This is a genomic window from Cerasicoccus sp. TK19100 (genome assembly GCF_027257155.1).
Lineage (GTDB): Bacteria > Verrucomicrobiota > Verrucomicrobiia > Opitutales > Cerasicoccaceae > Cerasicoccus > Cerasicoccus fimbriatus.
The window spans coordinates 778,752-797,842 of record NZ_JAPWDU010000001.1 but is presented as its reverse complement, the minus strand read 5'-3'; the positions used below and the strand labels follow the sequence as shown (position 1 = coordinate 797,842).

Below are 19,091 nucleotides of genomic sequence, written 5' to 3'. Positions count from 1 at the left end.
AAAAAATCTGACAGTTCGGCCCCTAGGCAAGGCGGTAAAATTTAATCGATTCTAGGCAAAGGCGCATCACCATGAAGACGCCGCCATAATATTTCCAAACTAGCACCTTCGTCAGTCAAAACACTTTGATAGAACATCGATCGCTTTCTGGATTCCAAACGTGGATCATCTGCACTGATGGATGCAAAGTCGTCGACAGAAAGATTTCGATCTAACGCACGCGACTGATCCCGAATTTTAAACAGCTCAGAGTTCCAGTACCCCTGTAATCCTTGATGGGGACGTTCAATCAAGTCCATCATACCCGAAATAAAATCATCGTATGAGAGCTCACCAGTGATAACTAAGCGAAAGTCGGCAATCCATTTGGAACGTATAGCAGATCGCATGTTGACGGGATAGAAAGACTCCAAATCTGGATAGCCTTCTATGATTGGCTTGAATTCAACCATCGAATCAACCGCCTGAGCGCCAATCGTCACTGGCAGCCAGGATGCACGACGATTGATCTCTTCATTTACCGGTTGAGATGAAGCAAATTGAAGAAAGTCTAAAGCCCAGTCAAAGTTCGGTGATTGCTTATTAATTGAAAGCGGGACTCCTGTTTGGAAGTTTGCTTCTGATTGCACATAATTCATATAATTTCCCCACCGTTCGTCTGAAGCAGGCATTGGGGCCGGCGCAATCGCAACATTGAAGCGCTTTTCCGGATCTTCACTGGATTGAGCTCCCTTGAACACACCGGCCGCATCCCAACTGCCAGAGGCAAAAACAGCAGCCTCACCGGAAACAAAGCGCCGTTGTATTTGTTCGCGATCCAAACCTTGATAACCAGCCGGATAGAACGTAACGAGCAACCTAGCCAGATCGACATATTCCCGCATGGGTTCCGAGTCCAAAGACCAAGCCCCCCTGGCCAAACCATCAATAGCTTCCAATCCACTAACCCCCGGCACTCCATCCTGATCAAGAACAGGACCGAAAAGACGAAAGATCGCAGCTTCATAGTTATATATGGGATCGCCAGCAGAGTAGCTGCCAACAGATATTGGGGTCAGATACTCAAGATTATTTTGCCGCGCGTATTCTTGGATGGCCGTGCAAAAGAGAATCAACTGCCCAAGTGTTTGAGGTGGTTCGTCTTTGTTGGCCAGCCAATCACGCAGTCGTTGATTGTCTGGGAGGTAACCCTGCTGCTTTCCATGCTCACCTTTTAGCCAAAGTCGACTGAGCCATTCGGGTTGAGGCGACTGTGCTAACGCATCTTCAATCAGTGCCTTACCTTCTCGAAGGTATGTCATATTATAATAGAAACGATTCCCGCCGAGATTGCTAATCGGAACTTTATAGTAATCATTCAGAAAGGGGCTCCAACCACCCTCCATGCCATCGATCAGTGTGTCCTTCCAAGCCGCAGTTGCCAGGTACTCACGCAACTCGGGCTCTAAATCAGGCGAAGTGAATTCCAGAGCATTGTATGGGTTGGGTTCAGTCACGTAGGATCCCAGAGCGGTATAAAAACGGCCTAGAGAATTGCCCTTGATTAAGTTCGATCGTCCTGCTGCCGCGATATCTGGAGCTGTCCCGCTGATGAGGTGCACGTTCAGAAACTGTCCATAAACACGCGACGGCAATGGAAGTTGCTCCACTTTGATACCAGCCTCCTTAACGTGAGGCAGATTGTTATACTCTTGCATCGCCCAATCTAGTGCCTCCCTGTATCCAGGCTCCAGTTGCCAGTGCGCAACTCGCACTACTTTGCTATTATCACCATCTTGGTGAGTTAACGAATGCAGCAAGAATCTGCCTGCGCTAAAAATGTAAGCAATTAAGAGAATCGCTAGCGCAACCCAATTAAGGTTCCAGCTTTTTTTACCTGATTTGACGTCAGCCATACTAAAATCTTTTTAATTCCGGAATCTCTAAACCAAGCTCCTGATTCGCGTCAGCGTAAGCCTGAGCACGGTCGCGCGCCAATGTCCCGTAAGGACTGCGGGAATGCTTAGAGACAATCTTTGAATAGAGCCGAAAAGACTCCTCTTCATTTCCGAGTTCCTCAGCCCAATGCGCCATGTTCCAAAGGAAAAAGTGCTCGCGCGACTCTTCGACAAATCCGGCCTGTTCCGCTTTTTGATAAAACTCTAGAGCCTTTGGCATGTCTCCATGGTATTGGTAGGACAAGTCTCCCAAATATTGATAGGCAAGACTGGCCCACTCTGAGTCGGGGTCTCTGTCTATCTGCTCAAGTATAATACGCTCGGCTTCAGCAATGGAATCGTCGTCAATTACTTGTACATATGTTTGAGCCAAACGCATCGAAGCCCTGTAGCCGAATTCACCCGTTGGATTATCCTCAATCACCTGCCGGTAGCATGAACGAGCTTTATTCAAATCGACCTCATCTCCAGGATAATCGTAAACCTCATATATTCTCCCGATAGACAGTTGGGTCCGCACTTTCAATGCGTCCGAAGCTTGGCTCGCCAACAACTGCTCAAACAAAACGAGAGCTTGATCTATCATCTTCTGACTCGGTGGTGGGCGATGCCAACAAGCCAGCCCGTACGCGAAAGTTACTTTTGCCCAATCTTCATCCGTTTGGGCAAGCAAGGGCTGAATTTCAGACAACTGTTCGTATGCCTCTCCGAAATCATACATTCGCAGCGCATCCTCCCATCCAACGGCTGCAGCACTCTCGCTATCACTTGAGCCACAACTAGTAAACAGCAACATGCAAGCAGTAGCCGCCAGCATTGCAGTGAGCCTGTAAAACCACTGATTTGATAAGGGGTTGGACATTTCTGAAATAGAAAAAGTTCGAAAAACGATACTTCGATAATAGCCGAACATGGGGGTATGAAGTAGAGCATTTAATTACGCTTACCAATGCATTGGTAGCCCAGAGTCATCGAACATCAAATAGATACAGACGCCCACAGACACGATCAGCCTAAAGCATTACGACCTTGGAGCAAACATGTCGCCATTGCGCCATATGCCAGGCACGGACAAGCGAATTGGCGCTCTAGGGATACCGAAATCTGCGGACTCAACTTTGCTCACGAGCAGCTTGATGGCATAGCGAGCCTCCAACTCATGATCATGAATAAAACCCGCTTCGGAAGTATCTGCGTGACAGTCCAAGTTGATCACCGATAATGACTCTGGAATTGGAACGTTGAGGGATCGGAGCCAATCTCGAATAATCATATAGTCGAGATGAACTGAAGCGATAATAGCATCCGGCTTGTGCTTCACAAACCAGGCCTTAAAGTCCTCGAAAGACCAATCCTCCATAAGTTTCGGCTCTAGAAAATGTTTTTTGCTGACATAGCGCTTTGCCAGGTAAGCAGCCAGAGAGCGGTGGCGGACCATTTCATCGACCTTAGCCTGAGAGAAGAAGGCAATCTTTCGATGTCCAGAATCCCACAACTTGTCCAACGCATTTGAAGCAATTGAAAAGTAATCTGGTGCCACTCGGTTAACTGAAGGCTCTACAGCGCCCAAGCGTAATGCGATTACCGCAAAATCAGAAAAATCCAGCTCCATAATCTCAGGAACAGGCAACATTGGAGAAATGATTAAACCACGCACCCCACGAGCAAGTAATATTTTTCTCAACCGTTCCGTTCTCAAATCCGGGTTATCTACGGCGTGCTCTTCCAAACGATAACCGAGCTCTTCGGCGCAAGCTTTCATGTGTCGAAATATCGCAGTGTATGACGCTGATTTACTACGCCAACGATCAGGCTGCCCACCTGCCGATAATACTGACAAAGACGCCCCGTGTCCTGTGGGTTTACCCCTTCGACGCTCCGAAATCAATGCAGATACCAGTGGATTCCGCCGATATCCCATACTCTTTGCCAATTCGACTAATCGATTTCGGGTAGCCATTGGCAATGCCGGATCACCTCGAAGCGCACGGGATACGGTTGTTTGATGCACTCCCGCTGCACGCGCTACATCGATCATCTTTACATGCTTATCAGAATCACCATGCATAGATAAGCATAGAAAAGCATTTGAAACGCGAGGTCCAGTGAATAATGCTGCTTCAGGTAATCACCCAAGATTAATCAACCTAACACTCTCACCCCTAATCCTAAAAGTATGTTTAAGTCCCTACATATTACCGCTGCAGCAACCTTGCTGGCAGTATGCTCACTAAACGCTCAGACGCTGATTCAGTACACATTTGATGGCGGCAGCAGATCTGCAACAGTCGTGGAAACTGGCTACACCGGAAATGACGCAGCTTGGACTGGTACGTCCGGCGGTTTTTCCAGTGCGACCAGCACCGCATTCTCCGATTTGGCCAATTTAGGCACCAGCCTAATCACCAGCCGCTATCTCGAAGTCAGCATATCCGCAACATCCGGCTTCTTGCCCGAAGAGCTTAGCCTTCAGTTCGATTTTGGCGCTCAAAATGCAGGCACGGAGCCCTTCGATGCTAGAAGCAGCGTAAAAACCAGCCTCGACTCATTCACCGGCAGCCTGACGCTTCAGCCTGATAATTCAACGACAGCCACCCTATCGATTCCTGCCGATAACACCACCCACATGACATCAGTGACGGGCTCGATACTCGTAGGTAGCAATGTTAGCGATTTAACGATCCGCCTATACCCTAGCCGCACCACAACAACTCCTAGCGGCAGTAATCCAAGCGGGTTCTACCGATATGACAATATTAGCATATCCTCAATTCCCGAGCCCAGTTCTGCTCTGTATCTCTTACCCGTTGCATTACTAGTACCGCTGCTAAGACGCTTCCGTCGTAAATAAACTATAGGGCCATCTTGGAATAGTTTTCTTAAGCACGAACTCCCGAGGCCTTCACCAAGGGAGTTCGTATTTAAGTCAAGTTGCACAGGATTGATATGTGCTCTGACACCAGAGCATCCAACCTAAGGGAAGACCCAACGTTTCCTACGCTATTCACAGTCAAACATCACAGGTAATTTTAGTCACGCCGCAGGTATAAGAAGCAAAGCAGCACGGTCTTCACGAGTCCACGACTCGCACTAATCCGGCCAGAATCCACACACAATGAGCAGCACCTACGAACATATGGAGGCTCCCAACGGGATTTCCAATATTACAATATACGATGTTGTCGTTGCTGGCGCAGGCCCCGCAGGTGTTGCTGCTGCCATTGCAGCAGGTAGAACTGGTGCCCAGACACTGTTGATTGAGCCACAAAATGCTCTAGGGGGAGTTTGGACCAGCGGACTACTATCCAATATTCTGGACGCTGAGAATAAACCAGGTCTGATAGTGGAAATCCGCCAGCGTCTTCGTGCCGCGGAAGCAATCTCTCCTGATCGGGATGTGTATGACGCGGAGATGATGAAAATAGTGTTAGAGCAGCTATGCGAAGAAGCGGGAGTGACTATACTATTGCACACAAAAGTCACCGGCGCGGAGACAACTGATCGTAGGATCCGGCAGATTTATGTTGAGTGCAAGGAAGGCCGAAGGGTCATTCGTGGGCATAACTTTATCGATACAACAGGAGATGGCGATTTAGCCGCACAAGCAGGGTGCCAATTTGATCTAGGGCGTCCTAGCGATGGCCTGACTCAGCCTTTTAGTTTAATCAGCTTAGTAGCTGGCGTTCCAAAGTATGTGCGTGATAGCAATATTGGCTCGAAACGTACCACCTGCATCCCGAAACACGAGTTCCTGGACATGCTGCGAAGACAAGGCCACGAACCAAGTTACCAGATGCCTTCCCTCTTCCCCTTGCCAAACGATCTATGTGCGCTAATGGTAGATCACCAATACGAGTTTTCTGGACTCAAATCCATGGACCTCACCAAGGCTACTCTGCATGCCAGAAAAGAAATCCATGCGACGGTCGAGGCCATGAAAAAGTTTTCAGAAGAATGGCACAAGGTCCACCTTGTCGCCACTTGCGCCCATATTGGCATCCGCGAAGGACGTCGTATCCGCGGGCTTTATCAGATATCTGTCGATGACATCATGAACGGCGTAAAACATGCCGACGCGATAACCCGCTGCGAATTCGGTATCGACGTACATAGCGTCAAAAAATCAGACGGAGGCGGCTATAGCAAAGATGGCGTATCCCACTATCAGTCTTATGACATACCACTACGCGCGTTAATTGCGAAAGATATCGATAACTTGTTGATGGCAGGACGATGCATCAGCGGTGATTTTCATGCACATGCCAGCTATCGCGTAACAGGAAATGCTGTTTCTACTGGTGAAGCGGCAGGTACTGCGGCAGCTCTTGCAACAAAATATGACATTGCCCCCTCCAATATCCCGGCGCAAAAAGTGATTAAGTCTCTCGAAAAATTGCGAATACCTGCCCCCAAAGGAGTATCACACGAAGTCGCTCCTTAGCTTGATGGTAGATCCAAAATCATTTTTTTTACACATGAAGCGTTTTCATTCCTGAATACACGGCAAAAAGTAAAATAAGAACAGCGATTCAGCCCAGACAAAAGCGTTGCTCAAACCAATACCCCCAGCCTCTCCGATAGACAATTTCATACCTTAAAGCAATGAGCTACCCCAGGTTCACATCCAGATCGGCTTTCGATAATAAATCAGCGAAAACCGCAAAGCATTGGCCCCAACCCAGAAGAGGTTTCGCCATCATAATTGCCTTATCCTTGATGGCTTTCATACTACTGCTTGCGCTTTCACTGACTTCTCTGACCACCATAGAAACGAGAAACGCTGCGATCAATAAAGATTCATCGCAAGCCAGACTCAATGCTCTGTACGGACTCCAGGAAGCTATTGGTGTAATACAGCAAACCGCTGGTCCCGACCAACGCGTCACTGCCAGAGCTGATATTTTAAGCGACGCGTTACCGGCCGGCAACAAATACTGGACTGGTGTTTGGGACAACCGAATATTAGACGAATCAGACGACGCGCTGCCTGACAATATGCAGTCTTACGGACTCAACCGAGATACAGACGGCAAACTACCAGGTCTGTCTGCAGCACCAGGCTCTGACAACGCTCCTCGATGGCTACTATCGACTCCGGAAGGAGTAAATCTAACGCCAGCGAATGACATTACCAATCAAGTTACCCGCACAAAAGTAATTGTCCAAGAAACAAAAGCTGGGGCAAATGACGCCGTCGAAGTCCCTTTAGTCGATTTAGACGGCTCCAATTCATACGCCTGGTGGAGCGAAGATGAATCGCTGAAGGTAAACGTCGCACTCCCTTACAACCGCGAAGAAATATGGGATGCGATTTCAAATAATAAAAGCAGCAATGAGTTCTTGGCACAGCAACTAAAAGCAGCGGAAGGCAAGTCATCCGATCTGGTAAACTTAACTGACCTTGATTGGTATGATTCATCACAAATGACATCGGACAATGTTGATCGCATTACCGATTTCTCATACCTACCACTGTTGTTTGGGAAAGCCCTTGACTCAAATAAACTGCAAGAGCTCAGCGATGCTTATAGCCACGATTTCACCTACAGTTCCTATAGTCTGCTCACCGACACACAAAACGGAGGCTTAAAGATGGACCTCAGCCGTGCACTAGAAGAGCAATGGCCTGATTTCCTGAAGCGTCTAGCGGAAAGAGATGACCGAGACCTCGATATTGTTAATCATGACGGACATGACTGGGTTGAGCCAGCACCATTGTTTATTGCACCCTTTCCATCTGGATACGAACCGGCAGCATTACCAAGCTACATTAAAGCGAACAGCGACAGCAAGGTGCATGGTCCAACATGGGATGCGCTCTATGGCTTATATCATGCCCACAAACCAGATTTGCCCTACACAATGTATTTTAATGAGGGATTGGCTGGTAATAGCTTTTACGGCTATAGGTATTCTGGCTACTCATCGCAAGGAATGCCCCTTGCCGGGAGTACACCAATTGATGAGTTAGGCTGGAAAGAATACTCCCAGAGACTCATCCCACATAGTGGATTAGATGACACGCCTTATAGCCCGAGAGGCATGGATGAAGGCACTGTGACAACGCTATTACCGCGTATATACACCGTACCGAATGGGCCCGGTAAGGCGAATACCTTCATGCCTCAGCTCGTCGATTTTTATGCTGCTCGCCCCGATTTTAAAGTAGGCCAGAAAGCTCGCAGCCCATCAGAAGGACTGAATCGAGGTGAACCCGTGTGGAACAACATTTCACCTGTCATGACACGCGCTGGCGTTAAGATGGGCTTGGAAGTACGCAAAAAGAATGGAACGGACAACACGCCCGACACCGAAGATGACTTCTACCAACTGTTGATTCATTTCTATCCCTACTTTGTTTTGTGGAATCCATACAATGTAAGCATACCCGCTCAGAATTACAAAATTCGTGGAAATTTCTATATTCCACTTCAATTCTATCGCACAGATGCGGTTGGCACACCTCCAGTCTTTGATGAAAGCGAGTTAATCATTAAAAACTATAATGGCGAAAACGTCCCTCCAAGCGACTCAGGTGATGACTCCGCCTGGCAAACAAGTAATGTATATGAATTGAATCCTCACACAAATGGTGTTTTCTTAAATCGCCTAATTTCAGGAAATAGCTCTTCGTCAGGAAATGGTTCGAGCGATCTAGACTACACCACGCAGCCAATCAGCTTTGCTCCCGGCGAGGCCCTACTCATCGGCGGGCGCTATAATGCAAATTCCACCCTCCTGAATGGTCTGCATACAGATCGTTCCTATGCATTATACAAAGATACCAGCCTGCAACTGCTTTCGAATTCAGAATATAATCCCTTACGCGGATTCAAAATACTCCTGGAGGGAGCAGTGCCTTTTGATCGAAAGTATGCTCATACCGTACCCGATTCAGAACGAATTCCGCTGAAAAACCTCGAGCGTATCGACTCAGGTGGCAACCTAATCGGCAAAAATCTGTACGTCCGATTTTTTGACACTGATTTTTACATAGAACGCGAGATAGGATCTCCTTACACGAGGGAGAATCAAGGCCAAGGTGACTTTTTTATTGGGATGCCCCATGTAGACAAAGAGATCTACTTTAATCAATTTTCACCGGTTAATTTCATCAACAGCAATACTCCAAGCGACCAAATGTATTATGATTTCGGTCCGATTGAATCCTTAGTCGGCTATGTCACAGACTTTGCGATCTTTGAATGGAAAATGCAGTCAACCGAACAAAATGGCGATTTGCCGATGTATTCAGTTACCAATCCGCGTCGCATGCAGCAATCGGGATTCCTAGGGAATGACGTAAACATACGCCCAGCCCTTGGTATTGAGACTAGTGTCATCACTCAAGGCGTCGGCGGATTAAGCAATCAACCACAGGCATCACTCTCACACGATGGTGTCGTGTTGTCACCCTCACTGATTGGTGCAGAACCCAGCGAAACTTCGCTGGCATTGTTTGATGTCCCACGGCAACCGATCCGTTCTGTAACCGATTTCATGCATGCCAATATTTCATTATTTGACATCATGCCCACTTATGCGATTGGGAGTAGCTACGCCCCACCCTTTGGTTCTAAAACTGCGACAGTCACTCCCGTTAACAATGACTACCTTGGAGCCGAGATTCTATTACCTGACCTCAGTTATTTGTCTAACGATGCACTCTATGATGAGTACTTCTTTTCTGGAGTTCCTGTAGACTATACAGACATTCCCAGCGACAGCCCATATGCGCGATATGATCGGCCATATATGGAGCAAACATTCGCTCCTTTTGAAAAGGTCGACGAATCTTTCATTGAAAGCAATAAACCGCTCCCGAACAAGCGATTGGTGTATTTTAAAGAAGGCCAAGATACCGCTGACTACCTCACTGACCTGAGGGATATGGACAGTGCTGCCTCCAAGCTTCTACTCCAGGGAGGATTTAACGTAAACTCAACCTCAGTAGATGCTTGGACCGCGTTCTTGGGCAGTGTGAGAGCGGCATCATCCGATGATTCCCTCGACTACTTTAATACCCGAACTTACAGTCAGTCTGATCTGAGCCCGAGTGATCTAGAATATACTTTTTTACGATTTAGCAGTCCTGCCGAGAACGGTAGTTACAACTATCCAGGCTTCGCCTCCTTAGAAACTGAGGATATTAGAACTCTTGCTGCTGCCATCGTCGATGAAGTTCAAGCCCGTGGTCCTTTCCTTTCCATGGCAGACTTCGTAAACCGACGTCTCCATTCGGGTCCAACGGGAGATAAGGGAGCCCTTCAAGCAGCCATAGATGCCTCAGGCATCAACGACCAATATGATGGCACCAGCGGGGGCATAGACAATGCGCCAGACCAGGACCTAGTCCCTGCTCCCCAAGCGGGACTACCAGGCTATCTACTTCAAAATGACATCCTTAGAGTGCTAGGACCTCAAATGAGAGTCAGAGGAGACACCTTCAGCATTCGCTCCTATGGCGAAGCAAAAGATCCACTGACCGGCAATTTAATCTCTAAGGCCATGTGCGAGGCAGTCATACAAAGGCTACCTCAGTATGTGAACCATGGTGAAAATGCCGACCAAAACTTGCCAGCGGATATAGTTACTGGCCATGAGACACGCATTGCACTTTCAGAAATCAATGAAACATTCGGACGCAGATTCAAACTGGTATCATTCCGATGGCTAGATCCTGAAGAAATACCTGAATAAATCTCAATTCCTTCAAGTATATGAAATGTTCAACATTCATTCTCTTATTCCTCTTTGCATTTGGGACAATGACTCATGCGCAGATTGAAGACCAAGAGCAAATTGTCCGAAAATTCAAAATTGCGTCCCTGAACATGCCGGTTCGGCAAGTCTACTTTTACAGCAATGACACGAACCAAGAACTTGTCGCTTACCCAGGACGCCTAGGAAGCGATTTCACCTATCGTGGCAATCCTGAGATGACTATTTATAAATTAAGTAAGGATACTGCTGGCACTGAAGTCAGAATACCCGTAGGCAAATTCGTATTCAAAGGTCAAGCGAGCGAGTGGATTCTCTTTATAAACAAGGACCGGACTGGAGATAACTATTCCATTATTGGTTATCCCAATACGAGTAATCTAGCGGATCGAGGAGGTCAATTTGACTTCATAAACCTTTCTTCAAAACCAGTGATTGGCATATTTGGAGATCAAAAGATCGCCATTGAAATGGGTGAGCGCTCAACCCTGAAGAAAAACCAAATAAAACTGGCGAAGAACAAAAGCGCCACTCAGATACAGTTTGCTTTTAGAACTCAAGATGACTGGAAACGATTTTATACTAATATCTGGCCAGTAGACGAAAACCGAGCAAGCACGATTGTATTTTATAATAAGCCAGGCACCGACAGCGTTGAGCTGAACTGGATATCCGAGATGCTTAATAATTAGTATATTTAGTTAACGGAAACCCATCTCTACCTCCGTCTAACTGCCCCAATCCTGGAGCTCCTTGATTCTGTTAATGGCCGCATAAAAACCACTGCCTCAATCCTAAATTCATATTATTTCTTCCCAAAACATCAGGTACAGCTTCCAAGCAGTACGTTAATCTTACTCACATTTATGAACAAAGCTCACACCGTTATAACATGCGCCCTACTGTGCCTTTTAAGTGGGTGCAATCAAAAGAGTGCAAAAACAACCGAAGCACTTAGTATTGATAACAAGAACGCACAGGCAGTACCGGTCAGTCCTGTTACCCAGGAAACAAGCACGCCACAAGTTGCAAGTGTATCCACTGAGTCACCAGCTCCAGTCGAAACCACGGTGAGCGTTGAAGCTACGCCAACATACTTTGAATTAGACACAGATGGCAACGGCTTGTATAATGACACCGAGCGAAAAGAGTTACTTGAGGTTTTTCTTCGCGAGGTTCCGGAAATGCGTGATATTATTTCCAGGCAGTCACTCCCCGTCATCAAAGCAGCCAGTAATTATCAAGAGGATTTCAACTTGGGAGAAGATGGCGAACTCAATGAAGAAGCCATCACCTTCACGACTTTTGATACAAATGGCGATGGCAAGGTTACGATTCTTGAACAAACTCAGGATCGCCCTCCCCTATCAATGCTTGTTCCTAAAAGGATTATAGATATTGAGACTAGAATTCCTTGGGCTATCGATATCTTTCCCGAATGGCTTTCTACCGCCTTCCTACAGGAGAATGTCCCAGTTGGAACGATCGATGAGATTACAGCAATAGGAGTCTACCCACGTGAGGCCGTGCTAGTTAACCCTGCAAGCAAGCTGCAAAAAACCGCTGAAGGTGCCGGCGTTGAATTCCCCGCGAAATCAGGTGCCCAGGTTTCGACGCTGGGTCGCAAAGATGCACGATGGGACTACCGTTGGTGTATCTTAACCTTTCGCTTAGACGCTGACAGCGGAAATGGGCCAACCACTTTATTAGATGTAAACCGCGGCGACGGACCAGGTATGTCTACTCCAAAAATCTGGTACGATAAAGCGACCGGACTGAACATACAATATGTCGGGAGAAATAAGGATAAACTAGACCGACGCATCATGAGCACAAAAAACATCGTGACCGATGGCGAGGGATGGAACGTTGTGGTTTGCGGCATTCGCTACGGGCAGATGTATGCCTCGGTCAATGGTATTCCACTCAAGACCAACGAGGAGCAACCTCCACGTTACTCCACTGACCGTATTGAAGAGGGATCGACCTATATTGGCAGTGGTAATAAAGATAATGTGGGATGGGCTTATGATGCAATTATCCTTGGACTCACTGAACCATCTGAAGCCATGGTTCGCAAAATGACGGGCTGGGCCGCCCATCGACTGAATTTTGAAGACAGACTCCCTGATGGACATCCTTATAAAAATGAACGCCCATATTTAGACAAGGAAGACTTCCCAGATCGTTTTATCCATGACGATATTACCTGGAATGATTGGGGACGTGGAATTCAAAGTGAGGTTACGCGTGTAAACGCAGGAGGTCCACGCGTTGAACCACAAGGTTTTGAGCGCGTATTTATGGATGATTTCCGTGCTAAGCGGATCACAGATAGCAACAGCGGCGATGGAGACTTATGGACCGGATTCGGCTTTAATTCTGCTGTAGGAATCGAAGGTCCGCTCATTCGCCCCAGCGAGGCACCAGAGGCCTATTCCCATGACAGTTTTAGAAAAGAACAGACCCTCTCAGTCATACCTACAGGCGACTCCCGTTGGCGTAGCGCTGCGATTTATTCTACCAATGACATGGGCTATGGTTATACATGGTCTGGCCCGAAAATCTATAGAATCAAATGCAAGTTCCCCAAAGTCTCCCAAGAAGACTTAGCAAAGGGGCTATTCCCTGCATTCTGGTCCTACGCTATCGAAAGCATCTTCTGGCGCACCGCCAACCGTATCGAAATCGATTACTTCGAGTTCGAGGGCACGAATGGAGCATGGCTAAACGGCCTGTCAACGCATTATCACTACCCCTATATTAAGGGTGAACATAATATTTTCGCGAAGAATACAGATAGCTATAACCGATTTAAAGTATACGCAGGCGAACTAAATGATCCAAAATCAAAGTTACCCGATGGAGGTATCTTTGTCTGGGATGGAGAGTATCACATTTGGGAATTCGTAATCGACGAGGACATGACCTACGTCAACGTGACCATCAACAACAGTCGCGGCGATCCTGAATGGGTGGAAATTTTTCGCTATAAAACAGCGCCAACTTACCTCGAAGAAACTAATTTGATCATGAACACTGCGCTCAAGGGCAAAAGCGGTAAGGGATATCCCAAAAAGCGCGAACCTCAGGATTACGTCATCGACGGCGTTGAAGTATTACAAAAGACCAGTCAGATTGAGGAGGTGCCGGAGCCATTTACCGCGCGCCCTGAAATACGCGTTGCCGGATTGCCCACTGTAGGTAGCACCGTCTTCTGCCGTGCAAATGTAGAGGGAGTTACTGATCTCCGGTACTTCTGGTTCGCCGATGGCTATCCACTCACCTATGGCCCATCCAACCAATACACATTAACGAGGGACGACGTGGGTCGTAAGATTCGCTGCATGGTAAAAGCGGTTGGTGCCCTTGATCAGCCAGTAGCCTGGAGTAACTATCTTGAATAAACTCGGGCGCATGCGGATACCCCTTAGAATAATCCGCTAGCGCTTGCCACCACCCATCAAATGTATGAAAAATTGCTCCACGTGCCGTCCAAACATATGGACGGCACGTATGAGACATCCATTAAGCGAAGATTCGGCTTCCGGTAGAAGAAGTCGAATCTTACACTTATTGATTGTCATTCTGGGGTGCCTTATCGCACCCAACAGACTTGCGGCTGAATCGATCAAAGTAGATATTGCCGTATATGGAGCAACACCAAGCGGTGTTGCAGCTGCGGTCAGCGCGGCCAGATCTGGCTCAGAAGTCATTCTGATTGAGTCTTCGAACCATGTAGGCGGCTTGACCTCAGGTGGTCTTTCCAACACGGATTTCAGAACTTTTGAGTGCTTAGGTGGCATTTGGCGAGAGTTCATGAATCGAGTTCTCGACCATTACACGACAACCTACGGCTATGGCTCTCCCCAACTTGATGCAGCGCAGAATGGGGGCTTCTACGAACCCAAAGTAGCACGTATGATATTCGAGCGAATGCTCGAAGAAGAAGGTGTCAACCTGCGCTTGCAATCCCCGATGCAATCCGTGACGACGGAGGCATCCAGTGTGGGGCGGCAACGGCTTACAAATGTCGTCTTTGCATCTGTGAATAATGAAGATACCCTCAATGTAGAGGCCACCGTATTCATAGACGCAACCTACGAAGGAGATCTCATGGCCGCAGCTGGTGTACCGTATCGCATCGGTGAAGATGGGAAATGGCGCTACAATGAAGATATCGCGCCACCCAATGATACTGATTACCTGCAGGTTTATAATTTCCGAGTCACCCTGACAGATGATCCGAACAATGGCTCACCCATACCTGCGCCTGAAGGTTACGACCGCGAAGATTTTAGAAGGATCATCGATGCGATTCTCAATCGAGAAGTCGATGGATTGGAGGATATTTTAACGGGCCTCGAGCGCCGTATACCCAACAGCAAAGCTGATTTTAACGACCTACAAGGATCTCCGCAAAGCTTCCGAATCTACAACACGCGACCTTGGGCGGATGGTGACCAAGCCACGCGCGATGCTATTTACGAACGAGCCCGTTATCAAGCATTGGGCATGCTATACACCTTGCAGAACGATCCAGAAATTACTGCTGATTCAAACGGAGCCGCGATCTCGGCGGAAGCTTCCGAATGGTATATTCCGTTGGATGAGTATACGGAAAATGAAAATTGGTCTCCGGCACTGTATGTCCGTGAAGCACGTCGCATGTTGGGAGACCGCGTCTTTACCGAGCATGATTTGAAATTCGAGCCTGGCAGCATACGAGTCCCTGCACTGCTTGATGCCATCGCCATTGGTGACTATTCATCCAATTGCCATGGCGTGCGGCAAGGACCTAATGGTGAGACGATCGGCTTAATCAATCAAAGAAACCGCACATGGCCGACCCGCCCCTTTCAAGTGCCCTACGGAGTATTGGTTCCCTCTAATGTTGATGGCTTATTGGTATCCTGTGCCGTATCCTCCAGCCACATTGGATTCTGTGCACTGCGCATGGAGCCCACATGGACAGCACTCGGCGAAGCTGCTGGGACCGCTGGAGCTCAGGCAGTTCAATTTAATCAGGAAGTGCGGGACATCGATGTCCAGGTATTACGCAAAACACTGCATGAAGCCGGAGCACTCACCTATTACGTTTCCGATGTGGCACCGTCGTCACCCTACTATCGAGCCGTGCAACAGTTTGGGAATTTGGGATTCTTTCAGGATCTTTACCCCGCGAATGCTCCTGCCGATGCCAATTCAAAGTTTCCCGGCTTTAACCAATGGTACTACGCCTTTCCGAACCACGATCTAAAACCAAACGAATTACTGACACCTGAGTTAGCAGCAAACTGGCTGGAAAAGTATCACGGACTGCCGCAAACGTATAAAACGGGTGCCGATTCACTGCTACTATTAAATCAACCAATGACTCGGGGCGAGTTTTTGAACCGTCTATTGAACGACCCAGTCACTTCAGGTCTGCCAGTAGTAAAGTTGCCTCGAGCTTCGGTTGAGAACACCTATTCACATACTCTTATAGCAACTGGTGATGACAGCCCCTACAGCTTCAGCTTCGTAGATGGCACTCTGCCTCCGGGCATACAGTTTACAGGCAACACCATCGAAGGATTGCCCTCCTCCGCGGGAACTTACAGCTTCCGTATGTATGTAAGCGGAGATAGCGGATCTTCCACCCTCCGAGAATTCTGGCTAACCGTGCTGGAGGGCAATCTTTTGGATGCCGAAATAGACACCTATATTCAGAGTGGTCTCCCTACGACTAACTTTGGTCAAAGCGATCGACTGCTGGTAAAGAATACTCCCGGCGATAGCTATCACCGGGAAGCCTTTATGCGCTTCACTTTGCCACCTTCCGGAGCCCTGCTAGAACGTGCGACCTTAATCCTAACCCCAGCACAACTCTACACTGATTCCAACACGACACACTTTCTCGTCAGCTTACTCGAAGACGCCTCCGATGATTGGATCGAAGGGAATGGTGGCACAGACCAGTCGGCTGAAAACGCACTGACCTGGGATTCACCAAGGCCTGCGGTGCAGGTGCATCAGCACACCGTCATCAACCCGCCCTACGAAGTCGGCACTCCAGTTGAAATCGATCTAACAAAGCTCGTTCAGCAAACATTGGCTGAAGATCCAGCTGGTATCTTGGGCCTGAAATTTACTGCAGTAGAACAGGGTTTTTCCAACATGATTGCCTGGGCCTCTAGGGAATACACGTCTGTTGCAGATCGCCCGCAGCTTGTGCTGGAGTTTAGCGCCACTGTCGGCAGTGGACTTTCGGCAAAGGCCGATACGATTGCACAAGCCGGCAGTCCGAATACTAATTTCGGAGCAGACAGTGAATTACCGATCAAAAATTTCCCAGGGGATAATTTCCACCGCGAGGCATTTATGCGCTTTGAGTTACCCGATCGCGCAAACTCAGTCGATGAGGCCATCCTTTGGCTCACCCCTGTCCAGCTCTATTCCGGATCGAACAACACACAATTTATTATCGAATTAATCCAGGACTCCGATGACGCTTGGGTCGAAGACGAACTGACCTGGAATCAGCAACGTCCCAGAGTACAACCGCACTCGGTCAGTATCTCTCCGCCCTATCAACTCAACATTCCGATAGCAGTCGATATCACCAAACTTGTCAGTGAAACCGTAAAGAATGACCCGTCACGAATCTTGGGTCTCAAGATATCCGGCGTGGAAACAGGCAGTTCTTACATCGTATCATGGGCATCGCGAGAATCAGCTGTAGCATCACATCAGCCACATTTAGTCATCAAGTATGCAGGAGCTATCGGGGTTGGCACCTATCACGACTGGCGAACCGCGCAAGACTGGCAGCAGGAAGCGGATGGCTATCGCTTGCTGGATCCTGATAGCGATGGCATCCCTAATAATGATGAGCGCATCATGGGAACAGATCCTCTCCAATTCAACCTTAAGCCTCGTCTGGACATCACCGCCAGTGGACAAAACACTTTTAAATTAAGCTTTCAGACTCAAACAGCTAACAATCAGGAAGGCTACGAAGGGTTGAAGCGTTACTATACCCTGCAATACAACACGAACTTGGGCGCAGAAGCTTGGATCAATCTGCCGAATGCTGTTGCCATACCAGCAGATAATAATCTCCAAGAGATTGAGGTTGAATTAGGAGATGCGCTTTCAACCATATTCTACAGACTAAAGATTTGGCTGGAGCAGTGACTGCCAGCACTGCATTAATTTTATAGTTTTGCTCACGTTCGATTAGCTCTTAGCCAAAAATCAGCTACGACTAGCCTGGCCCCAATAAGAAGCACATGAAAAAGATATATGTCATAGGAGATAGCATTTCGATTCAATATGGCCCCTATTTGAAAGAATACCTGAAAGGCATACTTTCTTATTCGAGAAAAGAAGGCGTCGATGAAGCGTTGGCCAATCTTGACGTGCCCAAAGGCGCAAATGGTGGGGATTCATCAATGGTATTGCAGTTTTTACGCTCTCAAGTCGAATCGGATCAACTGCCATTTGATTATGTTTTATTCAATTGCGGCCTGCATGATATCAAAACGAACCCACAAACAAAGAAGCGTCAGATTTGCTTAGAAGCTTACAAAGAAAATTTGCAGGATATCGTAAAGCTCTTTGATCACTCCGCAACAAAACTGATTTGGATGCGAACAACTCCACTGATTGAAAGCATTCACAATGAGAGGTGCACGGGTTTTCACCGATTTGAATCAGACTGCGAGTCTTATAATGAGGCTGCTGATATAATAATGAGTCAAAACTCGATTCCAGCAGTCGACCTTTACGGTTTCACAAAGAATTTGGGTAATGAAATATACTGTGACCACGTCCATTTCATCGAATCAGTCAGGATCCAACAGGCTAGCTTTATCGCAGGCTGGTTGAGTTGCTACATCGCTCAACCTTAACAGGGTCGTGGATCAGGCCGAGTGCTGGCGTCACCGGGATCATTCGATGACCGAGCGCTCATGCCTTTGGATAACCGATGATCGAAGCTCAAAGCCTGCATTCTACGAAACTGTCAAATTTGGCAGTTTGATGCGGATATTACCGCATCTAGATGGACAAAACCAGACTTACAGTTTTGCTACGCTTTTTGCGCAAGTCGTTCTGAGTAAGTAAAGTACACTGTTTATCAGTGGTACCCCCCCGGGGACTCGAACCCCCGGACGACAATTCAGAAAGCGAAGACAGTAAGCACTTTACAGAATCGGAAAATTCTGAGTGTGCACTGATAGGGTCACAGATTTCTGAAAACGACTGGCAAGACCTGGCTAAGGTGGCCCATGTCTGGCCAAAGCTCAGCCCCGGCCAAAGGTCGGTGATTCTTGAGGTAATCCAGCCGACTTTATCTCAATCGTTGATTGGAGAACCCCATCTCTCGAATCAATGTGACTTACTACCCCTTGCGCGGTCGCAGGCGGAGCCGAAGACGGAAAGGCAACG

10 protein-coding genes and 1 pseudogene are annotated in these 19,091 nt (G+C 47.8%); 7 read left to right on the top strand and 4 right to left on the bottom strand.

All coding sequences use genetic code 11. The features are described from left to right. Positions 1-41: 41 nt before the first annotated feature. The 4 genes and pseudogenes from O3S85_RS03155 to O3S85_RS21235 form a co-directional block, all read right to left on the bottom strand. Complete coding sequence (locus O3S85_RS03155) at positions 42-1,895, bottom strand: extracellular solute-binding protein (protein ID WP_269537785.1); 1,854 nt, start codon at positions 1,893-1,895, stop codon at positions 42-44. A gap of 1 nt (position 1,896) precedes the next feature. Beyond that, on the bottom strand, positions 1,897-2,850 hold the full coding sequence (locus O3S85_RS03150; RefSeq protein WP_269537783.1) for a tetratricopeptide repeat protein: 954 nt from the start codon (positions 2,848-2,850) through the stop codon (positions 1,897-1,899). Between the two features lie 108 nt (positions 2,851-2,958). Beyond that, the gene (locus O3S85_RS03145) at positions 2,959-3,699 is read right to left on the bottom strand and encodes a substrate-binding domain-containing protein (RefSeq protein ID WP_269537782.1); all 741 of its coding nucleotides are present in this window, start codon (positions 3,697-3,699) and stop codon (positions 2,959-2,961) included. A gap of 153 nt (positions 3,700-3,852) precedes the next feature. Then, a pseudogene (locus O3S85_RS21235) lies at positions 3,853-3,975 on the bottom strand (helix-turn-helix domain-containing protein); the annotation flags it as partial. A 138-nt stretch (positions 3,976-4,113) separates the two neighbouring features. Here O3S85_RS21235 and O3S85_RS03140 point away from each other — a divergent pair. The 7 genes from O3S85_RS03140 to O3S85_RS03110 all read left to right on the top strand — a co-directional run bounded on the left by O3S85_RS03140 (position 4,114) and on the right by O3S85_RS03110 (position 18,553). After that, complete coding sequence (locus O3S85_RS03140) at positions 4,114-4,788, top strand: hypothetical protein (RefSeq protein WP_269537780.1); 675 nt, start codon at positions 4,114-4,116, stop codon at positions 4,786-4,788. A gap of 264 nt (positions 4,789-5,052) precedes the next feature. Beyond that, positions 5,053-6,378, top strand: a complete 1,326-nt coding sequence (locus tag O3S85_RS03135; protein ID WP_269537779.1) for an FAD-dependent oxidoreductase — start codon at positions 5,053-5,055, stop codon at positions 6,376-6,378. Positions 6,379-6,653: 275 nt separating this feature from the next. Beyond that, the gene (locus O3S85_RS03130; RefSeq protein WP_269537778.1) at positions 6,654-10,637 is read left to right on the top strand and encodes a hypothetical protein; all 3,984 of its coding nucleotides are present in this window, start codon (positions 6,654-6,656) and stop codon (positions 10,635-10,637) included. A 68-nt stretch (positions 10,638-10,705) separates the two neighbouring features. After that, positions 10,706-11,350 carry a hypothetical protein gene (locus tag O3S85_RS03125; RefSeq protein ID WP_269537777.1) on the top strand — a complete coding sequence of 215 codons (645 nt, stop codon included), beginning with the start codon at positions 10,706-10,708 and terminating at the stop codon, positions 11,348-11,350. A gap of 174 nt (positions 11,351-11,524) precedes the next feature. Continuing rightward, positions 11,525-14,065: a LamG domain-containing protein gene (locus O3S85_RS03120; protein ID WP_269537776.1), complete on the top strand. Its 2,541-nt coding sequence runs from the start codon at positions 11,525-11,527 to the stop codon at positions 14,063-14,065. A 169-nt stretch (positions 14,066-14,234) separates the two neighbouring features. After that, positions 14,235-17,837, top strand: coding sequence for an FAD-dependent oxidoreductase (locus O3S85_RS03115; RefSeq protein ID WP_269537775.1), 3,603 nt, complete (start codon positions 14,235-14,237; stop codon positions 17,835-17,837). A 95-nt stretch (positions 17,838-17,932) separates the two neighbouring features. After that, a complete protein-coding gene (locus O3S85_RS03110) occupies positions 17,933-18,553 on the top strand; it encodes an SGNH/GDSL hydrolase family protein (protein ID WP_269537773.1) in 621 nt (206 codons plus the stop codon). Positions 18,554-19,091 lie beyond the last annotated feature (538 nt).